The organism is Nocardia sp. NBC_00511 (assembly GCF_045161165.1).
Classification (GTDB): Bacteria; Actinomycetota; Actinomycetes; order Mycobacteriales; family Mycobacteriaceae; genus Nocardia.
Genome location: NZ_CP107849.1, coordinates 411612 through 434175 on the forward strand (window position 1 = coordinate 411612; position 22564 = coordinate 434175).

At 68.6% G+C, this 22564-nt stretch carries 20 protein-coding genes and 1 riboswitch; of the genes, 9 read left to right on the plus strand and 11 right to left on the minus strand.

Annotated elements, in window-relative coordinates:
• Positions 1 to 4: 4 nt before the first annotated feature.
• The 3 genes from OG300_RS01965 to OG300_RS01975 are packed head-to-tail and all read left to right on the plus strand — an operon-like array spanning position 5 to position 1988.
• Positions 5 to 967 (plus strand): thiamine-phosphate kinase, encoded by a 963-nt coding sequence (locus OG300_RS01965; protein WP_405498877.1) that lies wholly within the window; start codon positions 5 to 7, stop codon positions 965 to 967.
• Positions 968 to 1014: 47 nt separating this feature from the next.
• Positions 1015 to 1692 carry a uracil-DNA glycosylase gene (locus OG300_RS01970; protein WP_405491491.1) on the plus strand — a complete coding sequence of 226 codons (678 nt, stop codon included), beginning with the start codon at positions 1015 to 1017 and terminating at the stop codon, positions 1690 to 1692.
• Between the two features lie 35 nt (positions 1693 to 1727).
• Positions 1728 to 1988, plus strand: a complete 261-nt coding sequence (locus OG300_RS01975; protein WP_405491493.1) for a hypothetical protein — start codon at positions 1728 to 1730, stop codon at positions 1986 to 1988.
• Here OG300_RS01975 and OG300_RS01980 read toward each other — a convergent pair.
• Positions 1985 to 2473 (minus strand): GNAT family N-acetyltransferase, encoded by a 489-nt coding sequence (locus tag OG300_RS01980; protein ID WP_405491495.1) that lies wholly within the window; start codon positions 2471 to 2473, stop codon positions 1985 to 1987. The two genes, OG300_RS01975 and OG300_RS01980, sit on opposite strands and share 4 nt — an antisense overlap.
• Before the next feature lie 80 nt (positions 2474 to 2553).
• Positions 2554 to 2745 carry a 50S ribosomal protein L28 gene (rpmB, locus tag OG300_RS01985; protein ID WP_405491497.1) on the minus strand — a complete coding sequence of 64 codons (192 nt, stop codon included), beginning with the start codon at positions 2743 to 2745 and terminating at the stop codon, positions 2554 to 2556.
• A 241-nt stretch (positions 2746 to 2986) separates the two neighbouring features.
• On the opposite strand from rpmB, the gene OG300_RS01990 reads away from it, so the two are divergent.
• Positions 2987 to 4831 (plus strand): DAK2 domain-containing protein, encoded by a 1845-nt coding sequence (locus tag OG300_RS01990; RefSeq protein ID WP_405491499.1) that lies wholly within the window; start codon positions 2987 to 2989, stop codon positions 4829 to 4831.
• Positions 4832 to 7102 carry an ATP-dependent DNA helicase RecG gene (gene recG / locus OG300_RS01995; RefSeq protein WP_405491501.1) on the plus strand — a complete coding sequence of 757 codons (2271 nt, stop codon included), beginning with the start codon at positions 4832 to 4834 and terminating at the stop codon, positions 7100 to 7102.
• A gap of 6 nt (positions 7103 to 7108) precedes the next feature.
• Here recG and OG300_RS02000 read toward each other — a convergent pair whose 3' ends face one another.
• From OG300_RS02000 to OG300_RS02030, 7 genes are all read right to left on the minus strand, one after another.
• Positions 7109 to 7345, minus strand: a complete 237-nt coding sequence (locus tag OG300_RS02000; RefSeq protein ID WP_405491503.1) for a hypothetical protein — start codon at positions 7343 to 7345, stop codon at positions 7109 to 7111.
• A gap of 282 nt (positions 7346 to 7627) precedes the next feature.
• On the minus strand, positions 7628 to 7999 hold the full coding sequence (locus OG300_RS02005) for a hypothetical protein (protein ID WP_405491505.1): 372 nt from the start codon (positions 7997 to 7999) through the stop codon (positions 7628 to 7630).
• 23 nt (positions 8000 to 8022) lie between these two features.
• Complete coding sequence (locus OG300_RS02010; RefSeq protein WP_405498878.1) at positions 8023 to 8445, minus strand: roadblock/LC7 domain-containing protein; 423 nt, start codon at positions 8443 to 8445, stop codon at positions 8023 to 8025.
• Between the two features lie 132 nt (positions 8446 to 8577).
• Entirely contained in the window at positions 8578 to 9435 is an 858-nt protein-coding gene (locus tag OG300_RS02015; protein WP_405491507.1) for a hypothetical protein, read from the minus strand.
• Positions 9425 to 9784 carry a hypothetical protein gene (locus OG300_RS02020; RefSeq protein WP_405491509.1) on the minus strand — a complete coding sequence of 120 codons (360 nt, stop codon included), beginning with the start codon at positions 9782 to 9784 and terminating at the stop codon, positions 9425 to 9427. The genes OG300_RS02015 and OG300_RS02020 overlap by 11 nt, the downstream gene beginning before the upstream one ends.
• A 350-nt stretch (positions 9785 to 10134) precedes the next feature.
• Positions 10135 to 11556, minus strand: a complete 1422-nt coding sequence (locus OG300_RS02025) for a short-chain fatty acyl-CoA regulator family protein (protein ID WP_405491511.1) — start codon at positions 11554 to 11556, stop codon at positions 10135 to 10137.
• 217 nt (positions 11557 to 11773) lie between these two features.
• Positions 11774 to 12988 carry a DUF445 family protein gene (locus OG300_RS02030; RefSeq protein ID WP_405491513.1) on the minus strand — a complete coding sequence of 405 codons (1215 nt, stop codon included), beginning with the start codon at positions 12986 to 12988 and terminating at the stop codon, positions 11774 to 11776.
• Positions 12989 to 13116: 128 nt separating this feature from the next.
• Here OG300_RS02030 and OG300_RS02035 point away from each other — a divergent pair, with 128 nt between their 5' ends.
• Positions 13117 to 14019: an IclR family transcriptional regulator gene (locus tag OG300_RS02035; protein ID WP_405491515.1), complete on the plus strand. Its 903-nt coding sequence runs from the start codon at positions 13117 to 13119 to the stop codon at positions 14017 to 14019.
• A gap of 44 nt (positions 14020 to 14063) precedes the next feature.
• Here the strand turns inward: OG300_RS02035 and metE are convergent, their stop codons facing one another.
• Both metE and OG300_RS02045 read right to left on the minus strand, forming a co-directional pair.
• Positions 14064 to 16325, minus strand: a complete 2262-nt coding sequence (metE, locus tag OG300_RS02040) for a 5-methyltetrahydropteroyltriglutamate--homocysteine S-methyltransferase (protein WP_405491517.1) — start codon at positions 16323 to 16325, stop codon at positions 14064 to 14066.
• Positions 16326 to 16444: 119 nt separating this feature from the next.
• Positions 16445 to 16636, minus strand: a riboswitch (cobalamin riboswitch).
• A gap of 92 nt (positions 16637 to 16728) precedes the next feature.
• Positions 16729 to 16980 carry a nickel-binding protein gene (locus OG300_RS02045; RefSeq protein WP_405491519.1) on the minus strand — a complete coding sequence of 84 codons (252 nt, stop codon included), beginning with the start codon at positions 16978 to 16980 and terminating at the stop codon, positions 16729 to 16731.
• A gap of 35 nt (positions 16981 to 17015) precedes the next feature.
• On the opposite strand from OG300_RS02045, the gene OG300_RS02050 reads away from it, so the two are divergent.
• The 3 genes from OG300_RS02050 to rsmD all read left to right on the plus strand — a co-directional run bounded on the left by OG300_RS02050 (position 17016) and on the right by rsmD (position 22495).
• Positions 17016 to 18119: an AraC family transcriptional regulator gene (locus OG300_RS02050; protein WP_405491521.1), complete on the plus strand. Its 1104-nt coding sequence runs from the start codon at positions 17016 to 17018 to the stop codon at positions 18117 to 18119.
• A gap of 376 nt (positions 18120 to 18495) precedes the next feature.
• Complete coding sequence (locus tag OG300_RS02055) at positions 18496 to 21900, plus strand: pyruvate carboxylase (RefSeq protein ID WP_405491523.1); 3405 nt, start codon at positions 18496 to 18498, stop codon at positions 21898 to 21900.
• A 31-nt stretch (positions 21901 to 21931) separates the two neighbouring features.
• Positions 21932 to 22495, plus strand: coding sequence for a 16S rRNA (guanine(966)-N(2))-methyltransferase RsmD (gene rsmD, locus OG300_RS02060; RefSeq protein ID WP_405491525.1), 564 nt, complete (start codon positions 21932 to 21934; stop codon positions 22493 to 22495).
• Positions 22496 to 22564 lie beyond the last annotated feature (69 nt).

Genomic DNA, 22564 nt, shown 5'->3' on the forward strand with positions numbered 1-22564 from the left:
CGCCATCACCGCCAGCAGTGGGTCGCAGACCGTGGGTGAGCTCGGCGAGTTCGGGCTCATCGCGCTGGTGAACGCGGGCCGCACCCAGTCGCCGGGCGTGCTGCTGGGCCCGGGTGACGATGCCGCGGTGGTGGCCGCGCCGGAGGGCCGGTTCGTGGTGACCACCGACATGCTGGTGCAGGACAGGCATTTCCGGTTGGACTGGTCGAGCGCGCAGGACATCGGGCGCAAGGCGATCGCGCAGAACGCCGCCGACGTGGTGGCCATGGGCGCGGTGCCGAGCGCGTTCGTGGTGGGTCTGGGTTGCCCGTCGGACACCCCGGTGGAGTTCGTGCGCGCGCTGGCCGACGGCATGTGGGCCGAGGCCGGTCGCGCCGGGGCCTCCATCGCGGGCGGCGATATGGTGCGCAGTCCGGTGCTGATCGTGTCGGTGACGGCCTTCGGTGATCCGCGCCGCGCGCCGATCCGCAAGTCCGGTGCGCGTCCCGGTGACGTGGTGGCGGTGGCGGGTCGGCTGGGCTGGTCGGGTGCGGGGCTGGCGGTGCTCGCGGCCGGCGGCGATCTGGAGAAGTTCGCGGATATCGTTGCCACCCACCGGGTTCCGCAGCCGCCGTACGAGGCGGTGCTGGAGTTGCCGGAGACGGTGCGGGTCACCGCGCTCACCGATGTGTCCGACGGGCTGCTCGACGATCTCGGGCATATCGCCGAATCCTCCGGCGTGGCCATTGATCTCGACGCCGCGGCGCTGCACGATCCGGCCCTGGAACCGGTGGGCGCGGCCCTGGGGGTCAGCCCCCTGGATTGGATTCTGGCTGGTGGCGAGGACCACGCCTTCGCCGGAACCTTCAGCGATTCGGGCGATTTGCCCGAAGGCTGGGTGGTCATCGGCCGCGTGCACGCCGGGTCGGGCGTGACCGTCGACGGCAGCACCCGAATCGGACCGCGCGGTTGGGAATCCTTCGCATAGGTGGGCGCGGTTTCGCGATGAAACACGACCCGATAAGTTCTCCCGACATGGGTGCGAAACCACTGTCGGAAGTCATCGATACGGGCTGGGCCGAGGCCCTCGAGCCGGTGACCGACCGAATCGCCGAGATGGGCGAATTCCTGCGAACCGAAAACAATGAAGGGCGTGGCTATCTCCCCAAGGGAGACAATGTGCTGCGCGCCTTCCAGCGTCCGTTCGACAAGGTGCGGGTGCTCATTGTCGGCCAGGATCCCTACCCGACGCCGGGACACGCCATGGGCCTGAGTTTCTCGGTGGCCCCGGATGTTTCGCCGGTGCCGCGCAGTCTGTCGAATATCTTCTCCGAGTACACCAAGGATCTCGGCTTCCCGACACCGTCCAACGGCGATCTGTCGCCGTGGTCGGATCAGGGTGTGCTGATGCTGAACCGGGTGCTCACCGTGCAGCCCGGACAACCGGCTTCGCATCGCGGCAAGGGCTGGGAAGCGGTGACCGAGCAGGCGATTCGCGCGCTGGTCGCCCGCGAGCAGCCGATGGTGGCGATCCTGTGGGGCAAGGACGCCTCGACGCTCAAGCCGATGCTGGGCGCGACGCCGAGCATCGAATCCGCCCATCCCTCACCGTTGTCGGCTTCGCGCGGGTTCTTCGGATCGCGGCCTTTCTCCCGAACCAACGAATTGCTGGGTACCCTGGGGGCCGCGCCGGTGGACTGGCGTCTGCCGTAGCGCGTAATCCGTTGACCTGATTCAGGAGCCTGTACATGCAGAAGAAGACTGCCCGTGGTGTTTTCGTAGCGCTGGCCGCCGGTGCGGCCCTCGCCACCGCCCCGGCCGTTGCCAACGCCGAGCCGCTGACTCTCGAGCCGGCTGCCCCCGTGTCCACGACCCCCGAGGCCGCGCCCGTCGGCAGCCTGTTCGACACCAACAGCGTCAGCGGCCTGTCGTCGAATGTCACCTCGCGCCTGGCGTGCGTGGTGCAGTCGATCAGCCAGCAGGTGGATTGCCTCAACGGGGCCAACTAGGCCCGCCGCAACATCCGCACTTGCCATGCGGGAGTGAAGGCTTCGACTCGGCGTTCCCCGTCGAGCTCGAAGCCGTACTTCCGATAGAAGGCCTGGGCGCGCGGGTTTTCCTCGAAGACCCACAGCGCGGTGGCGCCGTCCGCGGGGAGCACGGCGTCCATCAGGTCGGCGGCGACGCCGGTTCCGTGGTGGGCCGCGCGCACGTACATCGCGCTGAGTTCATATGCCGCGGCCGGTGATTCGTCCCGATCGGGACCACTGCTCGCGAATCCGATGACCGTGTCGTCCATGACGGCGACCACGATCTGCCCCGGATAGTCGACGCGAATGCGTTCCCAACTCCGCACTCGACGGTCCACGTCGAAGGCGTCGAGCACATGCTGCGGCACCAATCCCCGATACGACTCGCGCCAGCAGTTGATATGGCATTTGGACATACCGCGCACGTATTCGGCAGTCAGCGGAACCACACGCCACTCACCCATGCTGAACTCCGATATCTCCGGGGAAAGCAAAAGCCCCGGCTGACCCATGATGGGTGCCGGGGCTCGAGCCGAAAAGTGAATTAACCGCGGGCGACCTTGCCGGCCTTCAGGCAGGAGGTGCACACGTTCATCCGGCGGGTGTTACCCGGGGAGACCTGTGCGCGCACGGTCTGGATGTTCGGGTTCCAGCGACGGTTGGTGCGCCGGTGCGAGTGCGAAACCGACTTACCGAAGCCGGGGCCCTTGGCGCAAACGTCGCAGACGGCAGCCATAGTCGCGTACTCCTTCATGTCATGATGGGACCCACTGCGCAGCGCACAGCGTGTCCGAAAACCAGTGTCTGTGGACTTACCTACCGGCCCGGAGGGCCGATGTACGCGTTCCGATACCTGAACGAGCAGGACCGTGCCCGCGTGAGGCAACCGGACCAGACTAGCCAATCCCGCCCCGACGTGTCCAATTGCCCCCCTCCCAGCTACCGGCCAGCGGGTACGAACAGCAGGTGACGGCGGGATGTCGGGGTTCGCGACTAGGCTGGCGCGAGGGGTTTCGGACGAACACGAAGTGTGCGGAAGGACGGTGACGGTGCCCGGGGTAGCGGACGCGCTCGACGGTACTGGCCTGCTGCGCTGGGGTCATCGGGCCCTGGACGCGCTGCAACGCCACCGCGACGAGATCAACGCCCTCAATGTCTTCCCGGTCGCGGACTCCGACACCGGGACCAACCTGCTGGCGACCATGCGCGCCGCGGTGCGCGGTGCGGACGCGGCGGCCGGGGACGAGGCGCACGGGGTGATGGCTGCCATGGCCCGGGCGGCGACCGCCGGGGCGCGCGGGAATTCCGGGATCATCCTGTCGCAGGTACTGCGGGGGATGGCCGACGCGGTGACCGACGGCCCGTTGACCGAGCAGGCGTTGCGGGTCGCACTCCGACAGGCGGCGCGGTTGGTGCGCGAGGCACTGAGTTCGCCGGTCGAGGGGACCATGCTCACCGTGCTGGATCGCTCGGCCGAGCGCGCCGCCGAATGCTCGGACCACGAACTCGCGGCGGTGGCCTCGGCCGCCGCGGACGGGGCGGCCAAGGCACTGGGGGAGACTCCCGCGCAGCTGGGGGTTTTACGCGAGGCCGGTGTGGTGGATGCCGGGGCGCGCGGATTACTGGTGCTGCTGGACGAATTGGTCGCGGTCTCCGGTGGTCGCGTCGCGGCCCGGCCGGTGTACCGCCGTGGCGTGCAGGATCAGCGCGTCACTCCGCGACCCGGTTCGAGCACGGACGCCGGTTTCACGCCGGGGGCGGGCCGGCGGCTGCCGGAGGGTTCGGTCAGTCACCGTGGCGCGTGGGCGGGTGCGCCCGTCGGGACTGCGCATCCGGGTGGATTGTCGGATATTACTGGGGGGCAAGGCAATTCGCTGGATGTCTCGGGTGCCGCCGCGGTCGTCGACGGTGGGTCGGGGATCGCGTTGCCGCAGTACGAGGTGATGTTCCTGGTGCACGAGAGCGACGAGGACCGGGTCCGGCTGCTCCGGGATCAGCTGGGGGCGCTGGGGGATTCGGTCGTCGTGGTCGGCGACGGGGCCGGGATGTGGTCGGCTCATGTGCACTGTGCCGATGCGGGAGCCGCGGTAGAGGCCGGGATCGAGGCGGGCAGGTTGCGCGGCATCCGGGTCGAGACCCTCGCGGTGTCCGGGCACGCGGCGGGCGCGGTGAGCAGGCGCGCGATTCTCGCGGTGGCCTCGGGTGCCGGTGCGGTGCGGCTGTTCGAGGACGCGGGGGCTTCCGTAATACAGGGCGAAGTGACCTCCGAAGTTTTGCTGGACGCGATTCGCGCACTGCCGCACCGGGAGGTGATGGTGCTGCCGAACGGTGCGCTGCCCGCGCACGAGCTGGTCGCGGTGAGCGTGGCCGCGCGCGACGGGCAGCGCGAAGTGCTGATGCTGCCGTGTGGGTCCATGGTGCAGGGGCTGGCGGCGCTGGCCATGCACGACGGCGGCCGGATCGCGGTGGACGACGCCTTCGCCATGTCGGAGGCGGCGGCCGGAACCCGTTGGGGCGCTTTACGTATCGCGCCGGAGCGGGCGCTGACCATGGTCGGGATGTGCGAGTCCGGGGACGGGCTGGGCCTGGTCGGGCACGACGTGGTGGTGATCGACCCCGATATCCGGACGACCGGGCGCATCCTGCTGGACCGCATGCTCGGCCTCGGTGGCGAATTGGTGACCATGCTGGTCGGGGCCGATGCGCCCGAGCGGCTCGCGGCGGAACTGGCCGCGCACGTGGCGGCCGGGTTCCCCGGTGTGGAAGTGGCGGTGTATCCCGGCGGGCAGGCCGGTGATCTGGTGCAGATCGGGGTGGAATAGATGGCGACGCTGGCTGATCGGCTCGACCATGTGCTCGGCGTGAAGGCGGCCGAACAGTTGCAGGAGCACTTCGACATGCACAGTGTCGAGGATCTGCTGCGGCACTATCCGTCGCGCTACGCCACCCAGGGCCAGGCGCTCACCGAGGAGGCTCCCGAGGAGGGGCAGCACATCACGGTGATCGGCCGGGTCACCAAGACCGACTTGCGGCCCATGAAGAATCGGCGTGGCAGCCTGCTCAAGGTGAACCTCGACACCGGTGACGCCCGCCCGGTGGAGATCACCTTCTTCAATGGCGACAAGGTGCGCTACCTGGTGAAAGAGGGTGCGCGCGCGATGATGTCGGGCACCGTGCACTGGTGGCGGCCCGACCGCTGGAACCTCTCGCACCCCGATTATCTGATCCTGCCCGACAAGGAAGAGGGCACCATCGAGAACCTCACCAGCGTGCGCGGCGGCGGTGCGCTGCGCGGTCTGGCGCAGAGCGCGAAAGGCGCCGGCGGCGTGGATGTCTCGTTCTTCGAGCGCGAGTTCATCCCGGTCTATCCGTCGACGGCGAAGGTGCAGAGCTGGGATCTGCTGCGCTGTATCCGCCAGGTGCTCGATCAGCTCGACCCCATCGACGACCCGCTGCCCGAGCAGCTGCGCACCGAGCATGACCTGCTGCCGGTGTCGGACGCGCTGCGACTGATCCACCTGCCGGACAGCAAGGCCGATATCGAAGCCGCAAGGGGCCGTTTGCGTTTCGACGAGGCGATGGCGCTGCAGCTGGTGCTGGCCGAGCGCCGTCATCAGACCGAGGGCCGCAAGGCCGCCGCCTGCCCGCCGCGTCCCGGCGGCATCGCCGCCGCGTTCGAGAAGCGCCTGCCCTTCGAACTGACCGAGGGTCAGCTCGCGGTGATCGACGAGATCTCCGCGGACCTGTCGCGCACCCACCCCATGCACCGGCTGCTGCAGGGCGAGGTGGGTTCGGGCAAGACCATCGTGGCCCTGCACGCCATGCTGCAGGTGATCGACCACGGTCAGCAGTGCGCCCTGCTCGCGCCCACGGAAGTCCTTGCCGCACAGCACTATCGGTCGCTGCGCAAGATGCTCGGCGATCTCGGCGAGGCCGGGGAGCTGGGTGCGGCGGAGCAGGCCACCAAGGTGGTGCTGGTGACCGGGTCCATGTCGGTCGGCCAGAAGCGGGCCGCGCTGCTGGACGCCGTCACCGGTGAGGCCGGTCTGGTGATCGGCACCCACGCGTTGATCCAGGACAACGTCGAGTTCTTCGATCTCGGCATGGTGGTGGTCGACGAGCAGCACCGTTTCGGTGTGGAGCAGCGAGATGCGCTGCGGGCCAAGGCCAAAGAGGGTTTCAGCCCGCATTTGCTGGTGATGACGGCGACCCCGATTCCGCGCACCATCGCCATGACCACGCTCGGCGATCTGGAGACCTCGGTGCTGACCCAGCTACCGCGCGGCCGCTCGCCGATCACCTCGAAGGTGGTGCCCGCCAAGGTGAAACCGGCCTGGGTGGATCGCGCCTGGGAGCGCATCCACGAGGAGGTCTCGCAGGGGCGGCAGGCATACGTGGTGTGCTCGCGCATCGGCGACGAGGAAGAGAACGGAAAAGGCAAGGGGCGTAAAGCGAAAGCCGACGTCGACAAGGAAGGGCCGACCACGCACTCGGCCATGGACATGTTCGAATCGCTGAGCGCGGGCGCGCTGAAGGATCTGCGGGTGGGGCTGCTGCACGGCCGCCTACCCGCCGATGAGAAGGACCGCGTCATGCGGGCCTTCAACGACGCCGAGATCGATGTGCTGGTGTGCACCACCGTGGTCGAGGTCGGCGTCGACGTGCCGAACGCGACGGTGATGGCCATCGTGGACGCGGATCGGTTCGGCGTCAGCCAGCTGCATCAGCTGCGCGGCCGGGTGGGCCGCGGTAAGCACGCCGGGCTGTGCCTGCTCATCACCGAGACCAATCCGGTCGGGACGGCGATGGCCCGGCTGGAAGCGGTCGCGGCCACCAATGACGGTTTCGAGCTCGCCGTGCTGGATCTGCGGCAGCGCCGCGAGGGCGATGTGCTGGGTTCGGCCCAGTCCGGCACCGCCCGCAGTCTGCGGCTGCTGTCGCTGCTCGACGATCTCGAAGTCATCACCGCCGCACAGCAATTGGCGCGCGAAGTGGTGGAGTCGGATCCGGGGCTCACCAACCATCCGGGGCTCGCGGGCATGATGCGAGCCGCCGTGGACGGTGAGCGATTGGAGTATCTGGCGAAGTCCTGACCGCGGCTACCCGGCCGCGGGGAACTCGCCGCTGGGGAATTCGCCGGTGGGGAGATTCTTGATGAACTCCTCCCACTCCCGGACGGTGAACAGCAGGACCGCCCCGTTGCTGCCCTCTTTGCTGTGCGCGACAACGACGCCGCGGCCCGGCCAGTACCCGATCTCGACGCTGCCGCCGTGGGGGCGCTCGGACATTCGCATCCGAAGCCGTACCCCCTCCGGCAGATCCGCCTTCGTGATCATTCTCGGGTCCTTTCATCCTCTCGGAGTCGGGCCGCACGCTGAACACGACAGGATCAGCCGGGTGGCCCGCGATGCCGGACGGCGATGTCGGGTATCGGCTGGTGTGCGATCAGGGAAGTGCACTCACGATACTCCGTCGGCGCACGGGGCGTCCCGGCTATGCATCGCAAACTGGTGACTCGGAATGAGGATTCAGAACCGAACCTCGCAGTCTCCGGCGGGGTGAGAGGAGGCGTGGGATGTCCACGCCCGCACGGTAGTACGGGCGAGACACCGCGACGGCTAGACCTCGAGGTCTTCTTCGATGCCCTTGAGCCGGTGCCGGGCCATCGCCAGGTTGGCGCGATTGCGGTCCAGCGCGAGATAGAGGAACAGCCCTTTGGACTTCCTCCCGGTCATGGGACGGATGATGTGGTACTGCCCGTTGAGCGTGATGAGGATGTCCTCGATCTGGTCATTGAGGCCCAGCTGTTCCATGGTGCGCATCTTGGCGCGCACCACCTCGGTGTTTCCGGCGGCGGCGACCTGCAGGTCGAGCGCCTTGGAGCTGCCGAGCATGCCGAGGGCCATGCCGCTGTTGTAGTCGACGACGGCGGCGCCGATGGCGCCGTCGATCACCATCATGTCCTTCAGCGCGATATCCATGTTGGACATGGGTTTCCTTTCAATCGGTGTTATCACTTCGAGTGGGAACTCTGGGCCGGGTCCGCCTCACCGGTCATCGCCGCGAGGTGATCGGCGATGGCGCGGGCCGCGGGCCGCGATTCCAGATGCACCCGCCCGACATTGGTGCCGGGTCCGGCGAGCACGGTGAGCGATGCGGTCCAGCCGACCGCGTAGATCACCACGTCGCCTCCCTCGCCGTGCACCACCACCTCGTGGAAGCCGCCGCCGTGAGCGGTGGCCGCGAGCCGGTGGGAGAGCGAGAGCTGTGCGGCGGTCAGTGCCGCCATGCCCGCGGGCTCGATGTGCGCGGGAAGATCGTGTGCGATGAGCAGTCCGTCGGTGGACGCCACGAGAGTTCCTGTGAGCTGCGGGATTCGGTCGCGCAGCCCCCTGAGCTCCGTCAGTACCTTCCCGTTGGGTTCGGGCCCGGACATCGCCACTTTGGTCAACCTTCTTCCTATCAATTCACCGAGCCGCCTCTTGCGCGCGGTCACGCGAGCTTCTCCAAGGCCGCCTCCTGATCAGTTCGCCGTGCGGTGTGTTCCGTGCCGTCCGGTCCGGTGCCGTCATGTCAGCTCCTCCAGCGCCGCGCGTAGGCGGACCAGCACGTCACGGTCGGGGGGCTCCCAGCGGTCGGGGACGGCGACCGCCGCGGCCCGGCGCACCCGGCGTCGCAGTGGTGGCATGGATTCGTCTGTGGCGGTGGAGATCACGGTCGATTCCTCGGACCGGTCGCTCGGCTCGGCGCGGTGCCGGGCGGGCGGCGGACCACCCGGCGGCGGCGCGGCCTGCACGACCATGGACGGAGGTTCGACGAGTCCGGCCGCGGTGAGTTCACGCACGGCCAGCAGGCAGCCGTAGGTGGTGCGGCCCAGTTCGGTGGCGAGTTCGGTGATGGTGCGCCGGGAGTCGATCGCGGCGAGCACCTCGGCCTGGCCGCCGGTGAGCACCACCCGGCGGCGGCGCACCCGACGCACCGGGACCACGGTCGCGGTGTCGACGAGATCGACCGGCCAGGATTCACTGTCGGGTGATTCGCGGCGGGCGCATTCGTGCAGCAGCGCGCCGGGGGTGATGCGGCAGGCGCGCGCGAGCCAATGCGGTGGGCCGGAACGGAATTCGGGCCGGGCCGCGGGTGCGGAGAGCAGGAAGTAGGCGGCGTCGAAGACCGACAGCAGCGAAAGGGTTTCCAGCCGCGGCCTTTCCAGCAGTCCGTCCAGGCCGCCGGTGCGCGCGCGTCGCCATTGTTCGGCGGTCGCGGTGCCGGATGCCACCACCAGCCGGTCGAGTCCGGTGGTTCGCTCGCATTCTGCTGCGGTGATCGCACCCTCGACGAGGTGGAACGCGCCGTCGCCTGCCGACAGTACGCCGGTGCTTCGCTGCTGTTCCAGACGCCGCAGTTCGATCACTAGTTCACTGTCCATGATCGTCCTCGGCAAATTCGGCGAGAATTGATCGCAACTGGTATCTGGCCATGGCGAGATTACCGGTGTCGTCATCGAAGAGCACGTGCACGAAAAGGCGTCCCTCGAAATCACCGTCGATCAAATTCAGCAGGTGATATCCCCGGGTGCCGCAGACGATGATCTCGGTGACGTCGTCGTCGGCGTGGCCGGTGGCCAGCGCCGGGCAGGTCAGCACCGCCCTGACCACATCCGTTGCGGCAGCGGCGTCTTCATGCTGGTCCACCAGATCGTGCCGCCCCGCCGCGGCGATCGCCAGGCCGCTCGCCCCGTCTACCAGGGTTACGCTGCGTGCGCCCGGAATGTCCATGATGAGTTTGAGACATCCGTCTATTCCGATCACCGCGCCAACGCCTGTTCTGGAGAGTGTCCGAGCAATTCCAGACGCTACACATCTCGCGCCTGTGATGTCCGGCAAACGCCGGATTAACTCGGTTGCCGCAAGGTTTTTCGAGGTTAGCCAGGAATAATACTAAGTGGTCTAAAATACCATTCGGTATTTGTTTGCTGAGTTTGCTGGGGTATTCGAAATGGTTGGTTCGAATGGCAAGGCGCGCGCCGAGATCCGCTGCCCCGCGCGAGCTGTGCGGGGCAGGCGAAAAGCCGTCTGCCGCGGCCGTGGAACACGGCGCGCGGCAGACGGGGGGAAGCGGAAAAGGGTCAGTGGGGCATGCGCGGATAGGGCAGATCGCCGCTGGTGTTCTCGCTGATGGCCAGCGGCCTGCCGATCTGCGGGAAGGCGCGCTGGGCGCAGTTGGGGCGCTCACACACCTTGCAGCCCGCACCGATCGGCACCGCGGCGGCGGCCTCCTCGAGTTCCAGGCCCCGCGAATAGACCAGCCGGTCGGCGTATTCGATGTCGCAGCCCAGTCCGATCGCGAAATCCTTACCGGCGGAACCGAATCCGGTCGGGGTGGGCGTGGTGGTGCGGGCCACCCACAGATACCGGCGGCCGTCGGGCATGGCGGCCACCTGGGTGAGCATCCGCCCGGGATGGTTGAACGCCTCGTGCACCACCCACAGCGGGCAGCTGCCGCCGACCCGGGAGAAATGGAAGGCGGTGGCGGACTGGCGTTTCGAGATGTTTCCCGCGCGGTCGGTCCGGATCAGGAAGAACGGCACCCCGCGCTGTCCCTGCCGCTGCAGCGTGCTCAGGCGATGGCACACCGTCTCGAACCCGACCTCGAAGCGCAGGCTCAGCAGATCGATGTCGTAGTGCAGCTCCTCGGCCGAGCGCAGGAACTTGCTGTAGGGCAGCACCAGCGCGCCCGCGAAATAGTTGGCCAGCCCGATCCGGGCCAGCGTGCGGGATTCGCCGGTGAGCGAGGGGGTTTCGTCGAGCACCTCGTCGAGCAGACTGCCGTGCAACAGGAAGGCGAGGGTGGTGGCGATCTGGAAGGCGCGCTGCCCGGGCCGCAGCCGCCGCGCCAGGGTCAGCGTGCGGGTCTCGGGTTCGTAGTGGCGCTTGGGAATGTTCGGATCGGCCCCGTCGCCGCGCACCAGCACGGTGACTCCGGCGCGTTCCTCGGCGACCCGCGCCAGCTGGCGGTCCAGGGATCCGACGGAGAGCCCACTGTCCTCGAAGAGCCGCTCGGCGGCGAGGTCGAGCTGGGCGATGTGATTGTGGTGATCGTAGAAGAAGTCGCGCACGTCCTCGTAGGGCATGGGCACGCCGGGCGCGCCGGTGGGGGTCGCCACCTTGGAGGACAGCAGATCCAGTTGATCGGTCGCCGCCCGTAGTCGGCGATGCATGGCCACAACGATTTTCGCGACCTCCGGCATCCGGGTGGCCAGGTCCTCCACCTCGGCGACCGGGGCGGCATTGCCGCCGGCGGCCTCGACCAGGATCTCGTGTAGATCCGACACCAGCCTCGCGTCGGAGTCGGCGGCGAAGAACTGCACATCCAGATCGAACGTCGAGTTCAGTTTCAGCAGCACCGGAATGGTGAGCGGACGCTGGTCGCGTTCGAGCTGGTTGAGGTAGCTGGGCGAAAGGTCCAGGGATTTGGCCAAGGCCGCCTGGGTCATCCGCCGTTCCTCGCGCAACCGCCGTAGTCGAGCCCCCGCATACATCTTGCGCACGTGCTGGATGGTACCGACTTGCCTTCGCAAACATCGCAATATCGGAAGGATCGCTGCGATTTCTTCTACCCTGCTTGGTACTTCGCCGGTCCGGCACGGCTGCGTAGCATGCGAATTCGGAGCTATGGGCGGTTTGGCGCGCGAGTTCCCATCGTACGACCAGGCCCGCAACGCCGAGCCGGAAACGTAGCCGGAAAATTTGCTGAAATCGGCGGCCTCATCCCAGAATCAGGTGAACCTGGAGTTCGCCGACCAAGAATCCGAGCACCGCGCCGATGGCGACGAGCTTCCACTCGTCCTGTTTGAACGCCGGGCGCAGCAAACCCTCGTACTCGTCGTCGGAGAGCTGCCGGGTCTTCTCGATCACCAGGCTGCGCACGTCCAGGGCCTCGATCGCGTGGCTGTCGAAGCCGGAATGCGCGGCGGCCCTGATGTGATCGAGCACGAAGGTGACCGCCTCGCGTTCGATGCCGGTGTAGCTGTCGCGGGCGACCAGCAGGACCAGCGGCCGGGCCGGGCCGGTCTGCAATTGCAGGAACTCGCTGACGTGATGGTTCAGCAGCGACGTCAGCCGGTCGGCGCGTTCGCCGTTCAGCACGGCCTCGAGAATCCGTGCGGGCGTGAGGATCTCGGTGGCGATCAGATCGCCATAGTCGGTGCAGACCTGTTCGCGGCGCTGGTGGAACAGGCCCTGCCATTTGAACGGTCCGATACCGATCGGGCGGATCGGCCGGAAGATCATCTGCAACGCCAGCCAGTCGGTCACCAACCCGGTGAAACCGCCGAAAGCGGGCATGAGCCAGGAAGAGTGGGTGAGCGACCAGGTGATCATCTGCACGAAGCCCAGCACCGTGCCGAAGATCAACCCCGAGCGCACGATGAAGCGCAGTTCGTGGTGCCCCACCCGGCGCACCAGCTTCACCAGCAGCCGCTTGTCGTCCACCAGCGCGCTGATCGCCATGCCGCGCAGATCCATCACCTGATCGATATTGGTGCGCAGATCGATGACGATGTCCTCGATGAGCTGCGGCAGATCCCGTTGCGCGCGTTCGATGATGGCGCGCTGCGCGGACTCGGGCATGTTGACCCACAGTCGCGGCTGATGGCGCATCATCATCGACCGCACCATGTAGTCGACGCCCGCGTCCAGGGGTTCGCGCAGCCGGGTGGTGAGTTCGGCGACATCGATGCGGCCGATGATGTCCTGCGGGTCGATCAGCTTGCCGAACATCAGGTCCACCGCGATGGTCGCCATTCGCGCCGCCGAGCGCGGGATCACGCCCTGCCAGCCCAACCACGGTGGGATGCCCTTGAATTCGAGCGGATACATCAGCATCTGCACGGCCACGATCTTGGTGATCCAGCCGATCAGTGCCGCGACGACGGGAATGGAACAGTAGAGCAGCCAGTGGTCGGCGAAATCCGCGATCACGACGCCGTCGGCTCCTGTGCCCCGCTGGTTGCCATGGCCCGCTCCTCGATGCGACTATTCGTTCCGGTGCGGCTATTCGCATTGAACGGTACGGTTATTTGTATCGCCGCACAGGCTAGGAGACCCGCGTGCCCGCTGGCAAGACCAGGACCCCCGAGAGCTCCCCGCCGACCCAGCGCGTCATCTCGATCGTGGAACTGCTGGCCGCCCACCAGGGTTCGCTGACCGCCGCCGAAATCGCCGACGCCCTCGACCTCAACCGCTCCACCGCCGGGGCCATCCTCAGCGCGCTGGCCGAACGCGGCTGGGTGCACCGGCTGCCCGACCTGAGCTACGAACTCGGTCCCGGGCTGGCCGTCATCGGCCGCCGCGCCATCGAATCCCAGGACGATCGCGCCTGGCTGAACCAGGAATTGGAGCGCCTCGCCGACCGCGTCGACTGCGGCGCGGCACTGTCCGCCGTGTCCGGCGAGCACCTGGAATTCCTGGCCGTCACCCGCGACCGCTACACCATCGGCATCGAGCCCGGGGCCCGCATCCCGCTGCTCGCCCCCGCCGGGGCGGCGATCATCGCGCACGCCAGCCCCGCGCGCCAACAGGATTGGCTCGACACCCGCGGCCCGGAGCGACGTGACGAATATCGCTCCGTGCTGTCCACGCTGCGCACCACCGGACACTGCGCCTGGCGGCTGGACCCCGACAGCCTCCCCAATGTGCGGGTCCTGTCCGAGGTCGCCAACCACCTCGCCGACCAGCCCGCCAGCACCGAACTGCGCGGCCGGGTGCTGGCCCAGCTGGCCGCCATCGCGGGCAGCGCCTACACCGACGCCGAACTCGACCACGACGGCGTCCTCGCCGTCAGCTACATCAGCGCCCCGGTCTTCGGCGGCGGCCCGCACGCGGTGATGGAATTGCAGATCGGCCCCCTGCGCGACGCCGTCACCCGCGCCGAACGCCGCCGCTACCTCACCGAATTGTCCACCGCCGCACGCGCTATCGGCGACGGCATCGCCTCGCGCCCCCGGGTGTAGCCGCGACCGGTCCGGCGATCGCTGTCGCCGGACCGGTGACGGACTCAGCGCACCGCGCGGGCGGCCTCGACCATATTGCGCAGCGATTCCTCCACCTCGGCCGGGCCGCGGGTCTTCAAACCACAGTCCGGGTTCACCCAGAGTCGTTCCGCCGCAACGGCTTGCAGCGCCTCACGCAGTGAGGCGGTGATCTCGCCGGTGCTCGGCACCCGGGGAGAGTGGATGTCGTAGACGCCGGGGCCGACCCCGAGGCTGAAGCCCGCGGCATTGAGGTCGTCGAGGACCTCCATGTGCGAGCGGGCCGCCTCGATGGAGGTGACGTCGGCGTCGAGGGCGGCGATGGCGTCGATCACCGCACCGAACTCCGAATAGCAGAGGTGGGTGTGGATCTGGGTCGCATCGGAGACGCCCGAGGTGGACAGGCGGAAGGATTCGATCGCCCAATCCAGGTATGCGGCTTCGGCTTCCGCGCGCAGCGGCAGCAGTTCGCGCAGGGCCGGTTCGTCGACCTGGATGATGCGGATGCCCGCGGCCTGCAGGTCCACCGTCTCCTCGCGGATGGCCAGGGCCACCTGCCGGGCGGTGTCGGCGATCGGCTGGTCGTCGCGCACGAACGACCAGGCCAGAATGGTGACCGGGCCGGTGAGCATGCCCTTGACCGGCTTGTCGGTCAGCGACTGCGCGTAGCCGATCCACTCCACCGTCATCGGCTGCCGCCGTGCCACATCGCCGTACAGGATCGGCGGGCGCACGCAGCGGGTGCCGTAGGACTGCACCCAGCCGTTGGCGGTGGCGAAGAAGCCGTCGAGCTGTTCGGCGAAGTACTGCACCATGTCGTTGCGTTCGGGCTCGCCGTGCACCAGCACGTCGAGGCCCAGCTTCTCCTGCAGCGCAATGACATCCGCGACCTCGGCGCGCATCCGATCGCGGTACTGCTCGGCGGTCAGCTCACCCTTGACGAACGCGGCGCGGTCCTTGCGGATGGCGGGCGTCTGCGGGTACGAGCCGATGGTGGTGGTCGGCAGCAGCGGCAGGTGCAGCCGCTGCTGCTGCAGCACCCGGCGATCCGCGGCCGGCGCGCGCCGGATCGCGTCGGGTCCGAGCGCGGACAGCCGCGCCCGCACGGTGTCGTTGCGCAGCCGCGAGTCGATGGCGCGGGTCGCGAGAGCCGCACGGGCGGTGGCCAATTCGTCCGACACCGCCGCGGTCCCGTCGTGCAGCGCGGTGGCCAGCAGCGCCACCTCGGCCACCTTCTCCGCACCGAACGCCAGCCAGGAGCGCAGCGTCGGATCCGGAGCGGCCTCGGCGTCGAGCGAATACGGCACGTGCAGCAGCGAACTGGAGGTCGAGACCACCAGCGTGGCGGTTCCGGCCAGCAGCGTCGCGAGGGTGGCCAGCGCGTGATCGAGGTCGGTGCGCCACACATTGCGGCCGTCGACGACGCCCGCCACCACCAGCTTGCCCGACAGGGCGGGCGTGCCCACCACGTCCTCGACGGTGGTGCCGTACACGAAATCCAGTGCCACGCCTTCGATTCCGGTCGCCGCCAGCACCGGCAGCGCCGGTCCGGGACGGCCGAAGTAGGTGGCGACCAGGATCGCGGGCCGCTCGGTCACTGCGGAGAGCTCGGAGTAGACGTGCTCGACCAGCGCCAGTTCGACCTCGTCGAGATCGGTGACGAGCACCGGTTCGTCGATCTGCACCCACTGCGCGCCCGCCTCGGCCAGCAGCCGCAGCAACTCCTGATACAGCGGCAGCAGCTCGGCGAGGCGCCGCAGCGCATTGCCCTCGGAATCCTTGGCCAGCTTCAGGAAGGTGAGGGGACCGATCAGCACCGGCCGCGCGGGCACCCCGAGGTCGATCGCCTCGCGCAGCTCGCCGAGCAGCTTGCGCGCGTCCAGCGCGAACGCGGTGTCCGGACCCAATTCCGGCACCAGATAGTGGTAATTGGTGTCGAACCACTTGGTCATCTCCAGCGGTTCGACGGTGTCGGTGCCGCGCGCGGCGGCGAAGTACCGGTCGAGCGGATCGGCGATGTCCGCCACCCGCGCGGGCAGCGCACCGAACATGGCCGCGGCATCGAGGATCTGGTCGTAATAGGAGAAGGTGCCGACCGGCACCGAATCCAGGCCGCTGGCCGCCAGCGTGGTCAGATGGGCGACGCGCAGTTCGCGGCCCACGGTGTGCAGGGCCTCGGCGTCGATGCGGCCCGCCCAGTACGACTCGATGGCCTTCTTGAGTTCCCGGCGCGGCCCGATGCGCGGAATGCCGAGAACCGTTGCGGTGAACGGTGAAGTGGTAGTCACGGGATCGATCTCCAGTGTCCGAAGCACTGGCCGCCGCCACACGCGCGAAGCGGACCCGGGCAGCGCGAAGCGGCCTGGAGTCCGTCCGCCCGGTCCACGAGGCGCCGACCGCCGGATACGGCGTATCCGGCACGGTCGGCAGGTCTTCGGACTCGCAGGCACCGGCCTCGATGGCCGACCTAGTGGCCGTCGCTTCCCAGATTCTCACCCAGTGCGTATGACGGCGGTCGTTCCTGCATACCGCTGCGGGACAGTCCCGGATTCCCACCGGGTTCCCTCTCGCCGGCCGACCCGTCGCCGGGTCGTACGGTTTCGACGCCGGGCGCGCGGACGATGGGTGCACCGATCCTGATCCGCGCCTGGCGAACCGACTGCGGGTCCGAGCATATCGGCCCGCCGGCGGTCACTTACCCTCGGTCACCTCGTGGATCTCGTCGGCGACCAGACCGTGCGCCTCGCGATGCACCAGCGCGGCGGTCTCGGCGTCCGGCGCGGAGACCAGGCAGAAGATCTGCTTGCCGTCCGCAGCCAACCAGTAGTTGCAGTAGTCGACGCCGTAGGCGGACTGGGCCGCGAGATCGGCGGCGTGCGCGGCGGCGGCCTGCTCGGCGTCGACCGGCTCGGGCAGGTTGTGAATATCCATGAACAGCGGCATTGGGAGCTCCCTTTCGTTGTGACACCATCAGTTTCGTGAGCAGTGCGCCGCGAGGCCATGACCCGCTCCCCGGGATACCTGATCAGGACGCCACGACCACCGTCGTGGCGGTGAACGCGGCGGGCGACGCGAACGTATCTCTGGATATGAACGTGACCGTCGAGATGAACCCGGACCTGAACGCGGCCGCCCCGGCGGACGCCGTGCTCGCCAGGCTGCGGCTGACGGGTGCGATCTTCCTGCGCGCCGAGTACACCGAACCGTGGGCCTACGAGTCGATGACCTGCCACGACACCGCGCTGGCACTGCGGCCCGGCAGCGATCGGGTCACCCTCTTCCATGTGGTCGCGACGGGCAGCTGCTGGGTGCATCCCGAAGGCGGCGACCGACTCTGGGCGCACGCCGGGGACGTGATCGTGCTGCCGTACGCGGACGTGCACCGGATGGGCGGCGTCGACGACGCGGAGGTGGTGCCGCTGTCGGACTTCATGCTCGTCCCGCCGTGGCGGACCATGCCGGTGCTGCGGCACGGCGGCGCGGGCGCGCGCACCGAGGTGGTGTGCGGCTACCTCGACAGCGCCGACCCGCTCTTCGATCCGGCGCTGCGGGCGCTGCCGCGCGCCTTCGTGGTGCGCCCGACCGGCGCGGCCGCCGAATGGGTGCGCGCCACCATCGATTACGCGCTCACCCAGGTATCCGGGATTCACGGCGGCGCGGTCGGCGGCCGCCTGCCCGAGTTGCTGCTGGTGGAGGTGCTGCGGCTGTACCTGGCCTCGCGGCCGGCCGTGGACTGCGGCTGGATCGCGGCGCTGCGCGATCCGGTGCTCGCGCCCGCGCTCGGCCACCTGCACCGCGATCCGGCCCGCAAGTGGACGGTGGGGGAGCTCGCCGATGCCGTGGCGGTCTCACGGTCGCTGCTGGATCTGCGGTTCCGCACGGTCCTGCATCGCCCGCCGATCCGGTATCTGACCGAATGGCGCATGCGCCTGGCCACCGATCTGCTGGCCGACACCGATCTCTCGATCGTGGCGATCGCCCGGCGGGTCGGCTACGACGCCGAGGAGGCGTTCAGTCGCGCGTTCAAACGGGAGTACGGTGACTCGCCGTCGGTCTGGCGTTCGGGTCGCCGCCTGAGCTGAAAAGCGCAGGCGCACAACGGGTCGGCGATATTCGGCCAGCGGGGCATTGGCTCCGGCTGTTTGAAACCGTATGCCCCGCAGGCGATTACGTCGCACGCCTGTGTATCGCGCATTGTGCTGAGCACGGGGGTGACACGATTTCGGCGCTATCCGGACGCGGGAGTGTCTCGGCGGGTGCGGTGCGCGCGTCGCCCCGGTGCGGCACGGATCCTTAGCACGATGGCGAATCCGGTGGTCCGGGCGGCACAGGCCTCACCGGCAGGGATGTATCCGTGTGATTAACACAAATTCGCAGCCGCGACCGGAACGGTGTGAAGATTGCTGCGAACGGGACTTCGATGCCCGATCCGTGGCCGGGGGCAGGTACCTTAGGCGAATGTTCTCCAAAGTCCTGGTCGCCAACCGCGGCGAGATCGCCATTCGCGCATTCCGCGCGGCCTACGAACTCGGGATCGGCACGGTCGCGGTTTTTCCCTATGAGGACCGCAACTCCGTGCACCGGTTGAAGGCGGACGAGGCCTACCAGATCGGGACACCCGGGCACCCGGTGCGGGCGTACCTGACGATCGAGGAGATCATCAACGCCGCCAAGACCGCCGGGGCCGACGCCATCTACCCGGGCTACGGGTTCCTGTCGGAGAACCCGGACCTGGCGGCCGCCTGCGCGGCCGAGGGCATCACCTTCATCGGGCCGTCCTCGCACGTACTGGAGCTCACCGGAAACAAGGCGCGGGCCATCGCGGCCGCCAAGGCCGCCGGACTGCCGGTGCTGCGCTCGAGCGAACCCTCCGCGGATGTGGACGCGCTCGTGGCCGCCGCCGAGCAGATGGAATTCCCGGTCTTCGTCAAGGCCGTCGCCGGTGGCGGCGGTCGCGGCATGCGCCGGGTCGCCGATCCCGCACAGCTGCGCGAATCGATCGAAGCCGCCGCGCGCGAGGCCGAATCCGCGTTCGGTGACGCGACGGTGTTCCTCGAGCAGGCGGTGATCAACCCGCGCCACATCGAGGTGCAGATCCTCGCCGACCAGCACGGCAATGTGATCCACCTCTACGAGCGGGACTGCTCGTTGCAGCGGCGGCATCAGAAGGTGATCGAGCTCGCGCCCGCCCCGAATCTCGATCCGGCACTGCGTGATCGGATCTGCGCGGACGCGGTCGCCTTCGCCCGGCAGATCGGTTACTCGTGCGCGGGCACCGTGGAATTCCTGCTCGACGAGCGCGGCAACCATGTCTTCATCGAGATGAATCCGCGTATCCAGGTGGAGCACACGGTGACCGAGGAGATCACCGATGTCGACCTGGTGCAGTCGCAGCTGCGCATCGCGGCCGGAGAATCCCTCGAAGACCTTGGGCTGAGCCAGGATTCGATCCATGTCCGGGGCGCTGCCCTGCAGTGCCGCATCACCACCGAGGACCCGGCTAACGGCTTCCGGCCCGACACCGGCCGCATCACCGGCTACCGCTCCCCGGGCGGCGCGGGTGTGCGCCTCGACGGTGGCGCGAACGTCGGTGCGGAGGTCGGTGCGTACTTCGACTCCATGCTGGTCAAACTCACCTGCCGCGGTCGCGATTTCGACACCGCGATCGCCCGCGCCCGGCGCGGCGTCGCCGAATTCCGCATCCGTGGCGTGACGACCAATATCCCGTTCCTGCTCGCGGTGCTCGATGATCCGGACTTCCGCGCGGGCCGGGTGACCACCTCGTTCATCGACGAGCGTCCGCAGCTGCTCACGCTCAAGAGCTCCGCGGACCGCGGCACCAAGATCCTGCAGTACCTGGCCGACGTCACCGTCAACAAGCCGCACGGCACCCGGCCCACCAAGCTGTACCCGCACGACAAGCTGCCCGCCCTCGACCTGAGCGTGCCGCCGCCGCCTGGCACCCGCCAGCGCCTGCTGGAACTCGGCCCCGAGGGGTTCGCGCAGTGGCTGCGCAACCGCGAGGGCGTCGCCGTCACCGATACCACCTTCCGTGACGCGCACCAGTCGCTGCTGGCGACCCGGGTACGCACCAACGGCCTGCTCGACGTGGCCGGGCACGTGGCGCGCCTGACGCCGGAGCTGCTGTCGATCGAATGCTGGGGTGGCGCAACGTATGACGTGGCACTGCGGTTCCTCTACGAGGACCCGTGGGAGCGGCTGGCCGCTCTGCGTGAAGCCGTGCCGAACATCAACCTGCAGATGCTGCTGCGCGGCCGCAACACCGTCGGCTACACGCCGTACCCCGAAAAGGTTACGCGCGCTTTCGTTTCCGAGGCGACCGCGACCGGTATCGACATCTTCCGCATCTTCGACGCGCTCAACAACGTCGATCAGATGCGTCCGGCCATCGACGCCGTCCGCGAAACCGGCACTGCCCTGGCCGAAGTCGCGCTGAGCTACACCGGCGACCTGTCGAACCCGAACGAGAACCTCTACACCCTCGACTACTACCTGAAGCTGGCCGAGCAGATCGTCGAGGCCGGGGCGCACATCATCGCCATCAAGGACATGGCGGGCCTGCTGCGCGCGCCCGCCGCCGCCACCCTGGTGACCGCGCTGCGCCGCGAGTTCGACCTGCCCGTCCACGTGCACACCCACGACACCCCCGGCGGACAGCTGGCGACCTACCTGGCCGCCTGGCAGGCCGGTGCGGACGCCGTCGACGGTGCGTCGGCTCCCATGGCGGGCACCACCTCTCAGCCCGCGCTGTCGGCGATCGTTGCGGCAGCGGCGAATTCGCCGTTCGACACCGGCCTGGACCTGCAGCACGTGTGCGACCTCGAGCCGTACTGGGAATCGCTGCGAAAGGTGTACGGGCCCTTCGAATCCGGGCTGCCCGGCCCGACCGGTCGCGTCTACCGCCACGAGATCCCGGGTGGTCAGCTCTCGAACCTGCGCCAGCAGGCCATCGCCCTCGGACTGGGTGACCAATTCGAGGAGGTCGAGGCGAAATACGCTGCGGCGGACCGACTCCTGGGCCGTCTGGTCAAGGTCACCCCGTCCTCCAAGGTGGTCGGTGACCTCGCCCTCGCCCTGGTCGGCTCCGGTGTCGACGTCGAGGACTTCGCCACCGACCCGGCCCGCTACGACATCCCGGACTCGGTGATCGGTTTCCTGCGTGGCGAACTCGGCACCCCCGCCGGTGGCTGGCCGGAACCCTTCCGCACCCGCGCCCTGGAGGGCCGCGGCCCGGCCAAGCCCGAAACCCAGCTGGCCATCGAGGACGAGAAGGGGCTCGCGGGCACCTCCGAGGAGCGCCGCGCCACCCTCAACCGGCTGCTGTTCCCCGGACCCACCGCCGAATTCCTCTCCCACCGTGAGAAGTTCGGCGACACCACCGGCCTGTCGGCCAACCAGTTCTTCTACGGCCTGCGCCACGACGAGGAACACCGCGTCCAGCTCGACAAGGGCGTCACCCTGCTCATCGGCCTGGAGGCCATCTCCGAGCCCGACGAGCGCGGCATGCGCACCGTCATGTGCATCCTCAACGGCCAGCTGCGCCCGATCACCGTGCGCGACCGCTCCATCGCCAGCGAGATCCCGGCGGCGGAGAAGGCCGACAAAACCAATGCCGGACACATCGCCGCCCCGTTCGCGGGCGTGGTGACACTGGCTGTCTCCGAGGGTGATTCGGTCACGGCGGGCGACACCATCGGCACCATCGAGGCCATGAAGATGGAGGCCGCCATCACCGCGCCGCGCGCGGGCACCGTGCGTCGCGTCGCCATCGCCAAGGTGCAGCAGGTGGAGGGCGGCGACCTGCTCGTCGACGTCAGCCTCACCGAGGCACCCGCCGAATGAGCTGCGGCGCAACGCTGTCGGAGGTGACCCGGTGACCCGCATCGTCGCCGGGGCCGCCGGTGGCCGCCGCCTGCGGGTGCCGCCCGCGGGCACCCGGCCCACCTCGGACCGGGTGCGCGAGGCGCTGTTCAGTCTCGTACAGGCGCGCATGGACTTCGACGACATCCGGGTGCTGGACCTGTACGCGGGGTCCGGCGCGCTCGGACTCGAAGCACTCTCGCGGGGTGCGGCGCACGCGCTGCTGGTGGAGTCGGATCGCAAGGCGGCCACGGTCATTCGCGGCAATATCGACGATCTCGGATTGCCGGGCGCGGACCTGCGTCAGGGCACGGTTTCCGGTGTGCTCGCGGGCGCGCCCGCGAGCGGACCCTACGACCTGGTGTTCTCCGATCCGCCCTACGCGGTCGAGGTCGCCGACGTCCAGGCCGATCTGCGGGCCCTGGCCGAACACGGCTGGCTGCACGAGGACGCGCTGATCGTGGTCGAACGCTCGATCCGCTCCCCGGAGGTGTCGTGGCCGGACGGGTTCGCCCCGCTCAAGTCCCGCACCTACGGCGAGACCCGCATCGACCTCGCCGAATATCAGCCGCTGTGAAGTAGTTCCGTACCGCTTGCGGTGACGGCGACGGATTTCCGATGCCCCGCTGGTCTGAATATCGACCCG